The organism is Mesorhizobium sp. M0751, from assembly GCF_040320265.1.
In the GTDB taxonomy this organism is placed as follows: Bacteria; Pseudomonadota; Alphaproteobacteria; order Rhizobiales; family Rhizobiaceae; genus Mesorhizobium.
In genome coordinates this window covers 28,390-43,375 of record NZ_JAMYPH010000026.1, presented here as the reverse complement: position 1 = coordinate 43,375, position 14,986 = coordinate 28,390, and the positions used below count along the sequence as shown (strand labels likewise).

At 62.1% G+C, this 14,986-nt stretch carries 15 protein-coding genes; 9 read left to right on the top strand and 6 right to left on the bottom strand.

The genetic code is table 11. From position 1 onward, the window contains the following. The first annotated feature begins 26 nt into the window (after positions 1-26). The 4 genes from NKI19_RS28575 to NKI19_RS28560 all read left to right on the top strand — a co-directional run bounded on the left by NKI19_RS28575 (position 27) and on the right by NKI19_RS28560 (position 4,787). A complete protein-coding gene (locus tag NKI19_RS28575) occupies positions 27-1,001 on the top strand; it encodes a methyltetrahydrofolate cobalamin methyltransferase (protein ID WP_023676516.1) in 975 nt (324 codons plus the stop codon). 113 nt (positions 1,002-1,114) lie between these two features. Further along, positions 1,115-3,184, top strand: a complete 2,070-nt coding sequence (locus NKI19_RS28570; protein WP_352490724.1) for an ASKHA domain-containing protein — start codon at positions 1,115-1,117, stop codon at positions 3,182-3,184. A 186-nt stretch (positions 3,185-3,370) separates the two neighbouring features. Then, positions 3,371-3,535 carry a hypothetical protein gene (locus NKI19_RS28565; RefSeq protein ID WP_352490725.1) on the top strand — a complete coding sequence of 55 codons (165 nt, stop codon included), beginning with the start codon at positions 3,371-3,373 and terminating at the stop codon, positions 3,533-3,535. A 268-nt stretch (positions 3,536-3,803) separates the two neighbouring features. Beyond that, the gene (locus NKI19_RS28560; RefSeq protein ID WP_352490726.1) at positions 3,804-4,787 is read left to right on the top strand and encodes an alpha/beta hydrolase; all 984 of its coding nucleotides are present in this window, start codon (positions 3,804-3,806) and stop codon (positions 4,785-4,787) included. A gap of 6 nt (positions 4,788-4,793) precedes the next feature. On the opposite strand, the gene NKI19_RS28555 is transcribed toward NKI19_RS28560, so the two are convergent. Then, positions 4,794-5,693 (bottom strand): LysR substrate-binding domain-containing protein, encoded by a 900-nt coding sequence (locus NKI19_RS28555; RefSeq protein ID WP_023676521.1) that lies wholly within the window; start codon positions 5,691-5,693, stop codon positions 4,794-4,796. Between the two features lie 230 nt (positions 5,694-5,923). On the opposite strand from NKI19_RS28555, the gene NKI19_RS28550 reads away from it, so the two are divergent. The 5 genes from NKI19_RS28550 to NKI19_RS28530 all read left to right on the top strand — a co-directional run bounded on the left by NKI19_RS28550 (position 5,924) and on the right by NKI19_RS28530 (position 8,726). Continuing rightward, positions 5,924-6,109, top strand: a complete 186-nt coding sequence (locus NKI19_RS28550; protein ID WP_292654847.1) for a hypothetical protein — start codon at positions 5,924-5,926, stop codon at positions 6,107-6,109. Between the two features lie 335 nt (positions 6,110-6,444). After that, positions 6,445-6,579: a hypothetical protein gene (locus NKI19_RS28545; protein WP_013894968.1), complete on the top strand. Its 135-nt coding sequence runs from the start codon at positions 6,445-6,447 to the stop codon at positions 6,577-6,579. Between the two features lie 347 nt (positions 6,580-6,926). Then, positions 6,927-7,865, top strand: a complete 939-nt coding sequence (locus NKI19_RS28540; RefSeq protein WP_302895626.1) for a GlxA family transcriptional regulator — start codon at positions 6,927-6,929, stop codon at positions 7,863-7,865. An 82-nt stretch (positions 7,866-7,947) separates the two neighbouring features. Then, a complete protein-coding gene (locus tag NKI19_RS28535) occupies positions 7,948-8,238 on the top strand; it encodes a type II toxin-antitoxin system TacA family antitoxin (RefSeq protein WP_352565456.1) in 291 nt (96 codons plus the stop codon). Beyond that, a complete protein-coding gene (locus NKI19_RS28530) occupies positions 8,235-8,726 on the top strand; it encodes a GNAT family N-acetyltransferase (RefSeq protein WP_352490728.1) in 492 nt (163 codons plus the stop codon). Before NKI19_RS28535 ends, NKI19_RS28530 begins: the two co-directional genes overlap by 4 nt. 26 nt (positions 8,727-8,752) lie before the next feature. Here the strand turns inward: NKI19_RS28530 and NKI19_RS28525 are convergent, their stop codons facing one another. From NKI19_RS28525 to NKI19_RS28505, 5 genes are all read right to left on the bottom strand, one after another. Then, entirely contained in the window at positions 8,753-9,535 is a 783-nt protein-coding gene (locus NKI19_RS28525) for an ABC transporter ATP-binding protein (RefSeq protein ID WP_352490729.1), read from the bottom strand. Then, on the bottom strand, positions 9,532-10,308 hold the full coding sequence (locus NKI19_RS28520; protein ID WP_292654712.1) for an ABC transporter permease: 777 nt from the start codon (positions 10,306-10,308) through the stop codon (positions 9,532-9,534). The genes NKI19_RS28525 and NKI19_RS28520 overlap by 4 nt, the downstream gene beginning before the upstream one ends. A gap of 72 nt (positions 10,309-10,380) precedes the next feature. Then, positions 10,381-11,331: an ABC transporter substrate-binding protein gene (locus tag NKI19_RS28515; RefSeq protein WP_352490730.1), complete on the bottom strand. Its 951-nt coding sequence runs from the start codon at positions 11,329-11,331 to the stop codon at positions 10,381-10,383. A 113-nt stretch (positions 11,332-11,444) separates the two neighbouring features. After that, positions 11,445-12,293 carry a DUF1194 domain-containing protein gene (locus tag NKI19_RS28510; RefSeq protein ID WP_352490731.1) on the bottom strand — a complete coding sequence of 283 codons (849 nt, stop codon included), beginning with the start codon at positions 12,291-12,293 and terminating at the stop codon, positions 11,445-11,447. Between the two features lie 96 nt (positions 12,294-12,389). Then, on the bottom strand, positions 12,390-14,951 hold the full coding sequence (locus NKI19_RS28505) for a GcvT family protein (RefSeq protein WP_352490732.1): 2,562 nt from the start codon (positions 14,949-14,951) through the stop codon (positions 12,390-12,392). Positions 14,952-14,986 lie beyond the last annotated feature (35 nt).

Here is a 14,986-nt window from a genome sequence, read left to right as displayed (position 1 = left end):
TCTTTATATCACGGTGGAGAGATTTCATGACCCGGACCATCGTCGCCTCGGCGACACGAGAAATCATCATCGGCTTCGATCAGCCCTTCTGCGTGATCGGTGAGCGCATCAACCCGACCGGCCGTAAGAAACTGGCCGCCGAAATGATCGCCGGCAATTTTGAGACCGTCATCAAGGATGCGCTGGAGCAGGCCGCCTGTGGGGCGACCATGCTCGACGTCAATGCCGGCGTCACCGCAGTCGATCCCAACGCCACCGAGCCGGCGCTGCTGGTGCAGACGCTGGAGATCGTGCAAGGCCTGGTCGACCTGCCGTTGTCGATCGACTCCTCGGTGACTGCGGCAATCGAAGCGGCGCTGAAGGTTGCCAAGGGCCGGCCACTGGTCAATTCTGTCACCGGCGAGGAGGAAAAGCTCGAAGCTATCCTGCCGCTGATCAAGAAATACAACGTTCCGGTCGTCGCCATTTCCAACGACGAGACCGGTATTTCGATGGATCCCGATGTGCGCTTTGCCGTCGCCAAGAAGATCGTTCAGCGCTGCGCCGATTTCGGTATTCCGGCGCATGACGTGGTCGTCGACCCGCTGGTCATGCCGATCGGCGCGCTGGGCGATGCCGGCCGCCAGGTATTTGCCCTGCTACGCCGGCTGCGCGAGGAACTCAAGGTCAACACCACCTGCGGCCTCTCCAACATCTCGTTCGGCCTGCCGCACCGTCACGGCATCAACGCCGCCTTCATCCCGATGGTAATCGGCGCCGGCATGACCTCGGCGATCATGAACCCGGTGCGGCCGCAGGAAATGGAAGCGGTGCGCGGCGCCAACGTGCTGAACGGCACCGACGAGAACTGCACCAACTGGATCAGGACCTACAAGGACTACAAGCCTGCTGAAGGCGGCCAGGCCGTTGCCGCCCGGACACAGGTCAACGCGCCGGGCGACGGCAATGGCAATGGCGGACGCAGGCGCGGCGGCCGCGAAGCGCGGATGGCCCGGGGTTGAGCCATGGCTTGGCCGACACGATATGGGGCCTAGGACTGGGGAGGAACCGAAACACAGCGGCATAGCTGCCGCTGCCAAGACCCTAGCAGCGTAGAAAGTAAAGACTGGAACGTATGAACTCTCCCGTCAACATCACCGATCCGCTCGTGCTGTTCATGCCGTCGGGCAAGCGCGGGCGGTTTCCGGTCGGCACGCCGGTGCTGGATGCCGCGCGCCAGCTCGGTGTCTATGTCGAGAGCGTGTGCGGCGGGCGTGCCACTTGCGGGCGTTGCCAGATCGAGGTGCAGGAAGGCAATTTCGCCAAGCACAAGATCGTTTCCTCCAACGACCACATCTCGCCCAAGGGCGCCAAGGAAGAGCGCTACGAGCGCGTACGCGGGCTGCCCGAGCACCGGCGCCTGTCCTGTTCGGCGCAGATCCTCGGCGATCTCGTCGTCGACGTCCCGCAGGACACCGTCATCAACGCGCAGACCATCCGCAAGGATGCCGACACCAGGGTCATCGCCCGCGATGCAGCAATCCGCATGTGCTATGTCGAGATCGAAGAACCCGACATGCACAAGCCGCTCGGCGACCTCGACCGCCTGAAGATCGCGCTGATGAAGGACTGGGGCCTCAAGAGCCTGGATTTCGATTTCCATCTGTTGCCGCAGGTGCAAGGCATTTTGCGCAAAGGCAACTGGACCGCGACCGCCGCCATCCACAAGGACACCGACAGCGAGACCGCGCGGGTCATCGCTTTGTGGCCCGGCCTCAAGAACGAGGCGTACGGGCTTGCCTGCGATATCGGCTCGACCACCATCGCCATGCATCTGGTGTCGTTGCTGTCGGGCCGCGTCGCCGCCTCGTCGGGCACATCCAATCCACAGATCCGCTTCGGCGAGGATCTGATGAGCCGTGTCTCATACGTAATGATGAACCCGGACGGCCGCGAAGGCATGACGGTCGCCGTGCGCGAGGCCATTTCGGGGCTTGTGGACAAGGTCTGCACCGAAGGCAACGTTCAGCGCAACGACATCCTGGATTCCGTCTTCGTCGGCAATCCTATCATGCACCATCTGTTCCTCGGCATCGATCCGACCGAGCTCGGCGGCGCTCCCTTCGCGCTAGCCGTCTCGGGCGCCGTGCACATCAAGGCATCGGATATCGGCTTGAAGCTCAACCAGGGCGCCAGGCTTTACATGCTGCCTTGCATTGCCGGCCATGTTGGCGCCGATGCGGCCGCGGTGACGCTGTCGGAAGGCCCGCACCGCCAGGACGAGATGATGCTGATCGTCGATGTCGGCACCAATGCCGAGATCGTGCTCGGCAATCGCCAGCGGGTCGTGGCGGCCTCCTCGCCAACCGGCCCAGCCTTCGAGGGTGCGGAAATCTCCGGTGGCCAGCGTGCCGCACCGGGTGCCATCGAGCGCGTCCGCATCGATCCCGAAACGCTGGAGCCGAAATACCGCGTCATCGGCTCGGAACTCTGGTCCGACGAGCCGGGCTTCCTCGACAGCGTGCAGGCGACCGGCGTCACCGGCATTTGCGGCTCCGGCATCATCGAGGTGGTCGCCGAGATGTATCTCGCCGGAATCATCTCCGAGGACGGCGTCGTCGATGGATCGCTGAGCGCCAACTCGTCTCGCGTCGTCGCCAACGGCCGCACCTTCTCCTATGTGCTGAAGGAAGGCGAGCCCAAGATCACCATCACCCAGACCGATGTGCGCGCCATCCAGCTTGCCAAGGCCGCCCTTTATGCCGGCACCAAGCTTTTGATGGAAAAGCAGCACACCGATCATGTCGACCGCATCCACTTTGCCGGCGCATTCGGCTCGTTCATCGACCCGAAATACGCAATGGTGCTGGGCCTGATCCCGGATTGCGACCTCGACAAGGTCTCGGCCGTTGGCAATGCGGCCGGCGCCGGCGCCCGCATGGCGCTCTTGAACCGTGGCTATCGCCGCGAGATCGAGGAAACCGTCAGCAAGATCGAGAAGATCGAGACGGCGCTGGAGCCGAAATTCCAGGAACATTTCGTTTATGCCATGGCACTCCCGAACAAGGTCGACCCGTTCCCCAAGCTGTCGGCGGCGGTGAAACTGCCGCCACGCAAGACGGTGAGCGAAGACGGCATTGCCGGCGACGCCGCCCCGCGGCGGCGTTCGCGCGAGGGCCACGCCGCGCGGCGCGGGCGGGGATGACTCGCCCCCGCTAGGCTGTCAGACCTTCCATTTTCATTTGTATGCAAATGTTTCCAGATCGCGCCGATCTGGAAACGAAATCGCGTTTTCGTGAAATCCGCCAGATACATATGCGGCGCATTTAACCGGCATCGATGGCCGGAGAGGACATCCCTTGTCCCGCCGCAACGCTCCAAGGAGATCACGATGTCGATGTTCGAAAGCCTCGGCCGCTATGGTGCGGCCTTCAAGAAATCACGCGAAGCGCGCAAGTCGCTGCGCATCCTGAACAGCTTGCCGCCTGAGATCCAGAAGGACATTGGCTGGCCGGTGTCGCCGCTTTCGGTCGGATGGGGCATGCAGCGCGGATGAAATTCCTCGACAAATGCAAGCTGCTCGGTATTCGCCGGGGCCGCAATGCGGCTCCGGCTGCACCCAGCAATTGGCTGCGCGCCGCATTACTGCCCCGGCGTTGAGCTGCGCCAATAGGCCAGAGACTTCATGGCCGGACGCTTTGTCGACAGCTGGGATCAAACGACCGTGTTGAGATTGCATCAATCTTGACTTTTTTGGTGGCGACACAATCTTCGAAATAGTCGGGGGTTCTCTTAGTCGGCTCAGCCGAAGTCCGTGTATCTGCATGCCCAGTCTCAAAAGCCACGTCGTGTCGTTTGTCCTCAGGTACAGTCGCAAGAAGGCGTTTTCCAGCCCGGAGAACCTGCAGCGCTGGATCGCCTATGCGCGCAAGACGGAAAACCATCAGCCGCCTGCGTCGCTGCGGTCGCACCTGGAGATCACAACCCGCACGATCAACGGCTTTCCCGTCTATGAGATCGCTCCCCAGGCTGGTGAGCGGAGGCGAATTCTCTACCTGCACGGCGGCGCTTACGTCTTTGAAATTACACCCTATCATTGGCGGCTGATCGCCGACATGGCCGACCGTCTGGGGTTCGGTATTACCGTGCCGATCTATCCCATTGCTCCTGAACACGATTTCCACGCCATGTTCGGTATGGTCGGCGCCGTCTACCGCCAGATGTTCGGCGAAACCAGGGCAAATGACATCATCTTCATGGGCGATTCCGCCGGCGGAAACATGGCCGTCGTGCTGACCATGATGGCTGCGCAAGACGGCCTGCCCTTGCCATCACGCCACGTGCTGATTTCGCCCGGCCTCGACGTGTCTCTCGCCAACCCAGAAATGTATGAGGCTGAACGCAACGACCCATGGCTGGGCATTGCCGGCGGCCGCGAGGCGATCCGGCTTTACAGCGCCGGCATAGATCCCACCGACTGGCGCATCAGCCCGGTTTACGGCGACCTGTCGGTGCTGCCCAAAACGCTGCTGCTGACCGGCTCACGTGATCTGCTCACCCCCGACAATCTGATCTTCGCGGAAAAGGCGCGCGCGGCGGGCGTCGAAATTGAGGTCGTCCACGAACAAGGCATGTTCCATGTCTGGCCGTTGATCGACATGCCGGAGGCGCGGCGCGCGCGGGACAGCATCGTGGCGTTCTTGACCAACGAAACCGACAGCTATCATGCCAAGGCAGGCGAGCTCGCGCTGCAAAAGAAAGATCGGGACGGAACCCCTCGCGATCTGGTTGCGCCGCTCAGGTCGTAGTTTGGGTCAGAACTTCCCGGTTTCCCTGAACATCTCAAACGTCGCGCGGATGTGGTCGGCGACTGCCTTCACCGGAGCGCTGGCGTCCGGCGTCACCACCATGGCGAGATTGTAGGTGCCGATGTCAGGCATGCCGTCCTTCGGGCAGAGCTCGACCATGTCGCTGCCGAGGAACGATTTCGGCAGCGGCGCGACTGCAAGATCCGCCATGATCGCGGCGCGCTGGCCGGCCGTGTGTGCGCTCATATAGGCGATACGGTAGTTGCGGCCCTCGCGGCCAAGCGCCTCCAATGCCCCTGCCCGCCAGGCACAGCCCTCTTCCCACAATGAGACCGGCAGCGGCTCACGCAGATGCGCGCAACCGCCCTTGGCACCGGCCCAGACGATCGGCTCTGTGAGCAGCACTTCGGCGCCAATCGCGCTGGTCTTGTAGGAGTTGGTTAGCAGCGTGATGTCGAGCGCCCGGTCGTCCATGCGCCGGCGCAAATTGACGCTCTGGTCGATGGTGACGTCGACCGCGATTGATGGATGCGATTGTGCGAACCGCTTCAGCACATGCGGCAGCACACGTTCGCCGTAATCGTCCGGCGAGCCGAGCCGCACCACCCCGACAATGTCTGGAATGATGAACTTCGACACCACCTCGCGATTGATCGACAGCAGCCGGCGCGCATAGCCGAGCAGCATCTCGCCATCGGTGGTCAGCGTCACCGAACGGGCGTCGCGCGCGAACACCGAGCGGCCGAGAATGTCCTCCAGCTTCTTGATCTGCATGGAGACGGCCGACGGCGTGCGGAAGACCGCATTGGCCGCAGTGGTGAAACTGCCGGTCTCGGCGATTGCGACGAAAGTGCGCAGAACATCGAGATCGAGCAGCGGCAGCGGATGATTGAGTGGGGCGTTCATGGGAAGCGACCTTCAATTTTTCTGATGCAAACCATCATTCCATTTCGTTTGATTGAACATCAGTTTGGGAGGATAGTCAACTCCATCGAAGACAGGACGCATAGAAGTGGTCCCGAAACAACCATGACACGGACCTGCAATCGACACGAAATGAAGCTGAAACAAACCCGGTGTACCGCCTGACGCTGCAAGCGCCGGGACAATCCCGGCCCAACGCGAAGGAGAATGAGATGTCTATCCTGTCATCCATCGGTCGGATCGCGACCGAATTCAGTGAGGCCCGCGCCCGCTACCAGACGGAACGCGCCATCCGCGCGCTGCCGATTGAACTGCAGAAGGATATCGGCTGGCCCGACGCTGCCGATGCCAAGACCGGCACTCGCCATGGTGTGGGATCCTGGGCTGGAGCAAAGTAAACCGTGTGTATCAACAGCTGAAGGCCTGCCGCGCAGATCAGCCCGGCAGGCCTTTTTGTTTGTATTCCAATGATTTTCCCGAGCCATGTCGCCGTCGCATGCCGCATATGAGCAAGTCGCATAGCAGCCTGCATTGGCAATCAACACATTGTAAATAATCGAAAATCCTGGGCAGAATGCCTAAATTTGTCGCATTCCGTGTCGCTTTTCATATCAAGTGCTTCGCTTTTGCGATTTAGTTTCCCCTCACCTAAGCCTATATCATCATCAACAAACGAGCTGCCCCACTCCATCAAGCGAAGGCGACCCGTCTGAGCAACCGAATGGAGATGATCATGAAGCTTTTTGCCCGCCTCTTTGCCCGCCGCGAAATGAACCTGACGACCGCGCTCGAGCGCCAGCGCCTGGCCAACACCATGCCTGGCCAGACCGGCGCCATGGCTGCCGCGCGCCTCGGCTTTGTCGCCTGAGACAGCGATCCTGACGGAAGCAGCCTAGCACTGCTTCGAAGTCGATCCAGCGCCGCCTCGTTTTGCCGAGGCGGCGTTTTCGTGTGCGCAGACTGCGTCGGCTCGTTTGGTCAATCCGGCGGCACATCGTGTCCTTCGCCGCATAGCGATTGCCCATTTGCGACCCATGTCGCAAATAAAGTCTTTCCGTTGCCATCTAGCCAATTGACAGGAAACGTTTTTCCTGATGTCGCTATGCTGATCGCGACATCCTGTTCGCGCCATTGCAGCGTGAGGATCTACCCGTGAACGTCGTAAAGCACCCGATCCGGCGATCGTTCGTATTCTTCCTGGTCCCCGATTTCACCATGATCGCCTTCGCGACGGCGCTCGATCCGTTGCGTTCGGCCAACCGAATGCTCGGCTATGAAGCCTATCGCTGGCGGCTCGCCAGCATCGACGGCAAGCCGGTTCGGGCCTCGAACGGCGTCGAATGCGCCGTCAACACCTCGCTGGAGGAAGAGCGCAAGAAAATGTCCGGACCGGACCGGCCGAACATGGCCATCGTCTGCAGCGGCATCAATGTCGAGCGCTACCAGAACAAATCTGCCTTTGCCTGGTTGCGCGAGGAGTACAATCGCGGCGTTGCCGTCGGCGGCCTGTGCACCGGCGCGCATATCCTGGCCGCCGCCGGCCTGCTGTCCAACAAGCGCTGCGCCATCCATTGGGAGAACCTGCCGGGCTTTTCCGAGGCGTTCCCCAAGGCCAATGTCTTCGCCGACCTCTTCGAGATCGACCAGAACATCTACACCTGCGCCGGCGGCACCGCCGCGCTCGACATGATGCTGAAGCTGATCGGCGACGATTTCGACGAAAGCCTCGTCAACCGCGTCTGCGAGCAGGTGCTGACCGATCGCGTGCGCAGCCCAACCGACCGCCAGCGCCTGCCGCTGCGCGCCCGCCTTGGCGTGCAGAATTCCAAGGTGCTGACCATTATCGAGCTGATGGAGGCCAATCTCTCCGAGCCGCTCTCGCTGATCGAGATCGCTGACCATGTCGACCTGTCGCGCCGGCAGATCGAGCGCCTGTTCCGCACCGAGATGGGGCGCTCCCCTGCCCGTTACTATCTGGAGATCCGCCTCGACCGCGCTCGGCACCTGCTGATCCAGTCGTCGTTGCCGGTGGTCGAAGTGGCGGTCGCCTGCGGCTTTGTTTCCGCCTCGCATTTCTCCAAATGCTATCGCGAACTCTATGCCCGCTCGCCGCAACAAGAACGCGTCGACCGCAAACAGCTTCTGGCGGCTTGATCCGGCACGTTTCGCGGGCGCAGCCGAAAATTGTCATGACATTGTCTGGCGAAATGTGGTATCCTTCCATCGAGAGGTACCAATGACGACCAGAACCATCAGATCGGAAAAACTGGACTTGCGCCTTAGCCCCCAGGCAAAGCGTACACTCGCAAGCGCCGCCGCGACTGAACGCCGTTCGCTCAGCGATTTCGTGCTTGAAAGCGCGCTTGCGCGAGCCGAAGAAACATTAGCCGACCGGCGCAGCTTCCATCTCGACGCCGAAAAATGGGTCGCGTTCATGGCAGCGCTCGACGCGCCAACGCGTGATCTCCCCCGCCTCAAGCGCCTATTGAATGAACCAAGCATCTTTTCCCGTCGCGATCCGGCGTGAGCGAATTCCAGATCGAGAAACTGGCCCGCAAGCATGTGGTGGACATGTTCGACTGCGGTGAAGAACCGCTCAATCGCTTTCTCGTCCGCTATGCATTCCAAAACCAGCAAGCCAATGCTTCGCAAACCTACATTGGTCTCTCTGGCGAAGACGTGATCGGCTTTTATACCCTGGTCGTTGGTGAAGTCGCATATGAGGGTGCGCCCGAGCGATTGACGAAAGGTCTCGCACGCCATCCGGTGCCTGCAATGCTGCTGGCGCGTCTTGCGGTCAGTCTGGACTGGCAAGGCAAAGGCGTCGGCGGCGGACTGTTGCGCGATGCCGTCCTGCGCAGTTTGCAGGCGGCCGATATTGCAGGTATCCGCGCGGTCGTCGTCCACGCCAAGAACGACGGCGCCCGCACGTTTTACGAGCGCTACGGATTCGCGCAATCGCCGACAGACCCGCTGCATCTTTACGTGCTTATCAAGGACTTACGAAGTCTCTGAGCCGTTCAGGCGCCTTGCTGACCCGACTATATCTGCGCCGTGCGCATCGCCTCGACGCGGATGTCTTCCGTCAACCGCGCCTTCAGTGCCGAAAACTCCGGGCTGGTCTTCAGCGTGTAGTGGCGCGGATGCGGCAGGTCGACGGCAACGTCCGATTTGATGCGGCCGGGCCGCGCCGTCATCACCACGACGCGCGACGCCATGAAGATAGCCTCCTCGATGTCGTGGGTGACGAATAGCACCGTCTTTTGCCGGCGCTCCCAGATGCCGAGGAGCAGTTCCTGCATCAGCCCGCGGGTCTGGTTGTCGAGTGCGCCGAACGGCTCGTCGAGCAGCAGGATCTCCGGATCGTTGGCCAGTGCCCGGGCAATTGCCGTGCGCTGCTGCATGCCGCCTGAAAGTTGCTTCGGCCAATGGTTCTCGAAGCCCTTCAGCCCGACGAGATCGACATAGGAGGCGACGATTTCGCTGCGCTCGTGCTCGGCCATTCCGCGTTCGCGCAGGCCGAAGGCGATGTTCTCGGCGACGGTCAGCCACGGGAACAGCGTGTACGACTGGAAAACCATTCCACGGTCTGGACCCGGCCGGTCCACCACCCTGCCGTCGAGCAGAACACGTCCCCTACTCGGCGCTTCGAGGCCGGCGACGATCCTGAGCAGCGTCGACTTTCCACAGCCGGATGGCCCCAGGATGGTGATGAAGTCGTTGGCGGCAACCGCCAGATCGATCGGCATCAGCGCCTTGACCGGCTGCCCGCCGCCGACACCGGCGAAGGTGCGCGAGACGCCTTCGATGAGAAGCTTGCTCACGCCAGGCTCCACGGAAACAGCCAGCGGTTGAGCGCTTTGAAGGCGAAGTCCGACAGCAGCCCGATCAGGCCGATTACGATGATGCCGAAGATGATCTGCCCCGTCGCCAGCCGCGATTGGCTGTTGATGATCATGTAGCCGATGCCCGACGACGAGCCGATCAGCTCGGCGACGATGACATAGGTCCAGGCCCAGCCGAGCACCAGTCGCAGGGTTTCGGCGATCTCGGGCGCATTGGCCGGCATGATCACGCGCCGCACGATGCCGTTGTCGGACGAGCCAAGCGTATAGGCGGCCTCGACCAGGTCGCGCCGTGTGCCGCCGACCTTGACCGCGATGATCAGGATGATCTGGAACACCGAGCCGACGAAGATCACCAGCAGTTTTTCGAGCTCGCCGACGCCCGCCCACAGGATGAGCAGCGGGATGAAGGCCGATGCCGGCAGGTAGCGGGCGAAGGAGACGAACGGCTCCAGGAACGCCTCCACCGGCTTCCAGGCGCCCATCACGATGCCGAGCGGCACGGCAACGATGGCCGCCATCAGAAACCCGCCGAAGACGCGCCAGATGGTGATGAGGATGTCGAGCCAGAAGCGGTCCTCGACCAGCAGCCGCCAGCCGTCTCTCACCATCGACAGCGGATCGGCAAGGAAAATGCGATTGACGTGGCCGCCAAGCGTGATCCACGCCCAGAACGCCACGAATAGCACGAAGAACGAGATGCCGAGCACGGTTCGAGTGCCCGGCGAGACCGGATGCAAGGGGCGCGGCATCTTCGACCGTCCTTTGGATCTGAATGAAAAAGCGGCGGCGCACGCGCCGCCGCCGGGGGACAATCCTGCCGGTTAGTCGGCGACGGCGCTGGTGTCGGCCAATGTCGAGACGTCGGGCGCTTCCTTGATCAAGCCCATCTGCAGCAGAAGCTCGCCGGCGGTCTTGGAAAAGTCCTGGAATTCCTTGGTGAAGAACTGCTTGTTCTCGGCCCTGTCGGCCCATTTCAGGTATTTGGCCGACTCTTCGAACTCCTTGGCCGACTGCTTCACGTCGGCGCCCATCGTCTCGTAGGATTTCGCCGGATCGCTCTTGATCAGGTCGAGTGCCTCGAAATAGCTGTCGGCGAGCGCCTTGGCCGCATCCGGATTGGCCTTGAGGAACTCCGGCGTGCAGCCGACCGTGTCGAGCACCATCGGATAGTCGAGAGTGGTCACAAGGATATGGCCCTGGTCGGACTTTTCCCGCACTGCCGAGATGAACGGCTCATAGGTGACCGCCGCATCGTTCTGGCCGGCGAGAAACGCCTGCGCCGCCGCATCCGGCTCCAGGTTGACGACCGTCACGTCCTTGGTCGACATGCCGTTCTTGTTGAGCACCCAGGCCAGCATGAAATAGGGCGACGTGCCCGGCGCCGAAGACGCGACCGACTTACCCTTGAGATCGGCGACAGTCTTGATGTCGTTGCGGGCGACAATGCCGTCGGCGCCGTAGGATTTGTCGAGCTGGAATATTTGCTTGGTCGTCACGCCGTTAGCGTTCCAGACCAGCCACGTCTCGACCGTGGTGGCGGCGCATTGCAGGTCGCCGCTGGCGATGGCGAGCGGCCGGCTGGCTTGCGGCACCTTCTTCAAGGTGACGTCGAGCCCGTGCTTTTCGAAGATGCCGGCTTGCTTGGCGAGCGTCAGCGGCGCAAAGCCGGTCCATCCACTGATGCCGATGCTGACCGATGTGGCAGCCATCGCCGGCGCGCACAATCCAATGGCAAGCGTCAAGCTTGCTGCAAGAATTCCGATCCTGTTCATGTCGGTTCCCCTTTTATGTGTTCGGATGGGGAATTGTGTCACAGACGCCCACAGGCTTGTCAATGAAGCATATGCTGCACTGCGGTATGTCATCGCGGACAGCGAGTTCGGCATTAGCGGCTGTTGTACATCCAGCTGCGGTCGCGCCACATTTTTTCCCCGACCAAGCAGTCGGTGACGGGGCTGTCTTGTGCCAGCACCAATGGCGGGTGCGCCGCCTCTTCCGCCGCTCGCTGGGGCGAGGCCGGACCGGCAAGCTCCAGCACCAGCTTGCGGCGGATGGCCTCCGGAAACTGCGTCCAGTCATTGACCGGGATCATGAAGGAGCCCGGCCCGCCGATGACGCAGTCGCTGTAGTAACGGTCGAGATTGTTGACATCGTAAGCGCTGCTGAACCCGCCCCTGGTCATCAGCGGCAGGCCGTTGACGGTGATGCCCTGCTTGATCACGGCGTCGCGGGTGACATCGACAGGTGCGCCCTGGTTGTTGGGGCCGTCACCCGAAATGTCGATCACCCGCTTGACGCCCTGGAAGCCGCTTTCAGCAAAGAGATCGCTGGCGAATTCTAAGGCGCCGGAGATAGAGGTGCGCCTGGCACTGGCCGGCGGATGCGCGGAAAGCTGCGCTGCCAGCCGCTCGGCGTCGGCACGATTGGCGATCACCGTCCACGGAACGACGACCTGCTGCCAGGTCGCGCCAGCCCATTCGACATAGGTGACGGCAATCTTGCCGTGAGCGCCTTCGCCGATTGCCTGCAGCACATCGTCATGCGTCAGCGCCGCCGCATAGCCGTGACGCTGGATTTCGAGCTCGTCGGGCGACATGGAAAGCGAAACGTCGACTGCCAGCACCAGTTCGATGTCGACGGGTTCGGCAGCTCGGGATATCGCCGTCGGCCATAGCACCGAGGCCAGCGCGGCGGCACCCGAGACGAGATGTCTTGCACAGGCAAAACCAGACATGCCGCACGGTAAGCGAAAATAGTCGATCGACAAAGAGAAAAGCCCCGCCGAGAGCGCGGCTGTTCCAGTCACGTTTTTGCGAGCGCGTCTCTAACGTCAGCTGCGCGGATTGAGGTTCTCCGGGTCGTAGAGCGGCCTGTAACCGACGGCAGCCACTTCGACCGGGTATTTCTCGCCGAAATATTCGACGCTCAGTTTACGGCCCTCCTGACAATAAGCCCAGGGCAGGTAGGCGAGCGCGATATTCTTGCCGATGGTCGGACCGTAGGCCACCGAGGTCGTGAAGGAGCGGCGGCCGAGCTCGTCGACCAGCGTCTCACCGGTTTGCGGGTCCATCACCGGCATCGTGCCGACCGGATAGCGGGGAACACCGTCGGAATCGGTATTGTCGGTCATGATAAGGGTGCAAAGCATGGCCGGCTGATGCGCCCGGGCGCGATATTCCAGATGCTTTGCCTTGCCGCAGAAATCGGCCTCCTTGACCTTCGGGCGGGCAAGGTCGGCTTCCAGCAGATTGTATTCGGTCAACAGATCCGCGTTCTGCAGGCGCAGGCTCTTCTCCATCCGGCGGCTGTTGGCATAGGTCTCGACGCCAAAGGCCATCACGCCGGTCGAGCGCAGCGCGTCCCAGACAGCGAGGCCGTCCTCGTAGCGCATGTGCAGTTCCCAGCCTTGCTCGCCGACATAGGAGATGCGGAAGGCGGTCACGTCCTTGCCGCCGATCCTGACTGGCTTGATCGCGGCAAAGGGAAAATTCTCCGGCGTCAGCCCGTCGGGGTTTTCCACGCACTTGCTCAATGTCGCCCGCGCGTTCGGACCCCAGATGCCGACGGTCACGTACTTCTCGGTCACGTCGGTGACGGTAACGTCGAAGCCTTTGTCTTCTGCCGTCCGGCGCATGTACTGGAAGTCGCGCGGTCCGGCATCGGCGCCGTCGATGACGCGGCAGCGGTCGGCCATGCGGATGACGGTCAGGTCGGCGCGCACCATACCTTCCTCGTCGAGGAAATGGGTATAGATGCCCTTGCCGATATTGCCGTCGCCGCCGATTTTTGCCGCGCACAGCCATTCCATCAGCGCGACATGATCCGGGCCTTCCACGTCGTACATGGCGAAATGCGAGAGGTTGACGATGCCGCAATCCTCGCTCATGGCGAGATGCTCGGCATTCGAGACGCGCCAGAAGTGGCGGTTATCCCATTCGTTTTGGCGCACCGGCACCCGGTTGCCGTATTTCTCGAGCAAGTGCGCGTTGGCGGCGTAGCCGTGGGCGCGCTCCCAGCCGCCGAGCTCCATGAAATAGCCGCCGAGTTCCTTCTCGCGCTCCCAGAAGGGCGAACGGCGGACATTGCGGGCCTTGGAGAAGGGTTCGCGCGGATGGACGGCCGGGTTGTAGACCTTCATCGCCGTTTCGGTGCAGCGGTCCCAGATGAACTGCTCTTTCGTCTGGTGCGGATAGAAGCGCGAATAGTCGATGGCGTGGTGGTCGATCGCCGTGCGGCCGTCCGTCATCCAGTCGGCGATGAGCTTGCCCATGCCGGGGCCGTCCTTGACCCAGATCGCCACGGCATACCAGAGGCCCCTCACCTTCTGGCTTTCGCCCATCGAGGGGCCGCCGTCCGCCGTCACCTGCAGCAGGCCGTTGAAGGAATGGCTCTCATTGTAGCCCAGCTCGCCCAGGATCGGCGTCAGTTCCATGGCGCGCTCGAGCGGCGCCAGGATCTGCTCCATGTCGAGATCGCGTTGCGACGGCGAAAGCCGTGCCTCGTTTTTCTCGAGAATATCGCGCGGATGGCAAAGGCGGGGATTGGTCTCTTCGTAATAACCCCATTCGATCTGCCCGCCTTCGGCGGTCTTGGGGTCGCCGGTGTCGCGCATGTAAGCCGAGTTGCCCTGGTCGCGCAGCAGCGGCCAGCCGATCTCCTTGCCGGTGCCGGCGAACTCAGTGTACGGACCGAAGAAGGTAAGCGGATGGTCGATCGGCATGACCGGCAGGTCCTCGCCCGCCATTTCCGCAATCAGCCGTCCCCAGATGCCGGTGCAGACCACGACATAGTCGGCCTCGATGGTGCCGCGGTCGGTCACCACGCCCTTGATGCGGCCGTTTTCGATGACGAGTGACCTGGCCGAGGTGTTGGCAAACGCCTTGAGCTTGCCGGAGGCTTCCGCCTGATCGACCAGCTTGCCGGCGACCGTTTGCGAGCGCGGGATGACGAGGCCGGCGTCGGGATCCCACAGGCCGCCCTGTACCATCTGTTCTTCGATCAGCGGGAATTTTTCCTTGATCTCGGCCGGATCGATCAGGCGGGCGCGTGTGCCGAAGGCCTTCGCCGAGGCGATCTTGCGCTTGATCTCCGCCATGCGGTCGTCGTCGCCGACGCGGGCGACCTCGAGGCCGCCGATGCGCGCGTAATGCCCCATCTTTTCGTAGAAATCGATGGAATAGAGCGTCGTCCAGCACGACAGGAAATCGTGGCTGGTCGTGTAGCAGAAGTCGGAAGCATGCGCCGTCGAGCCGATATCCGTCGGGATGCCCGATTTGTCGATGCCGACAATATCGTCCCATCCGCGCTCGATCAGGTGATGGGCGACCGATGCGCCGACGATGCCGCCCAGCCCGACGATGACGACCTTCGCCTTTTCCGGAAACCCTGCCATTGCCCGCGACTCCAAGATGCTATTGCGAGCAGACT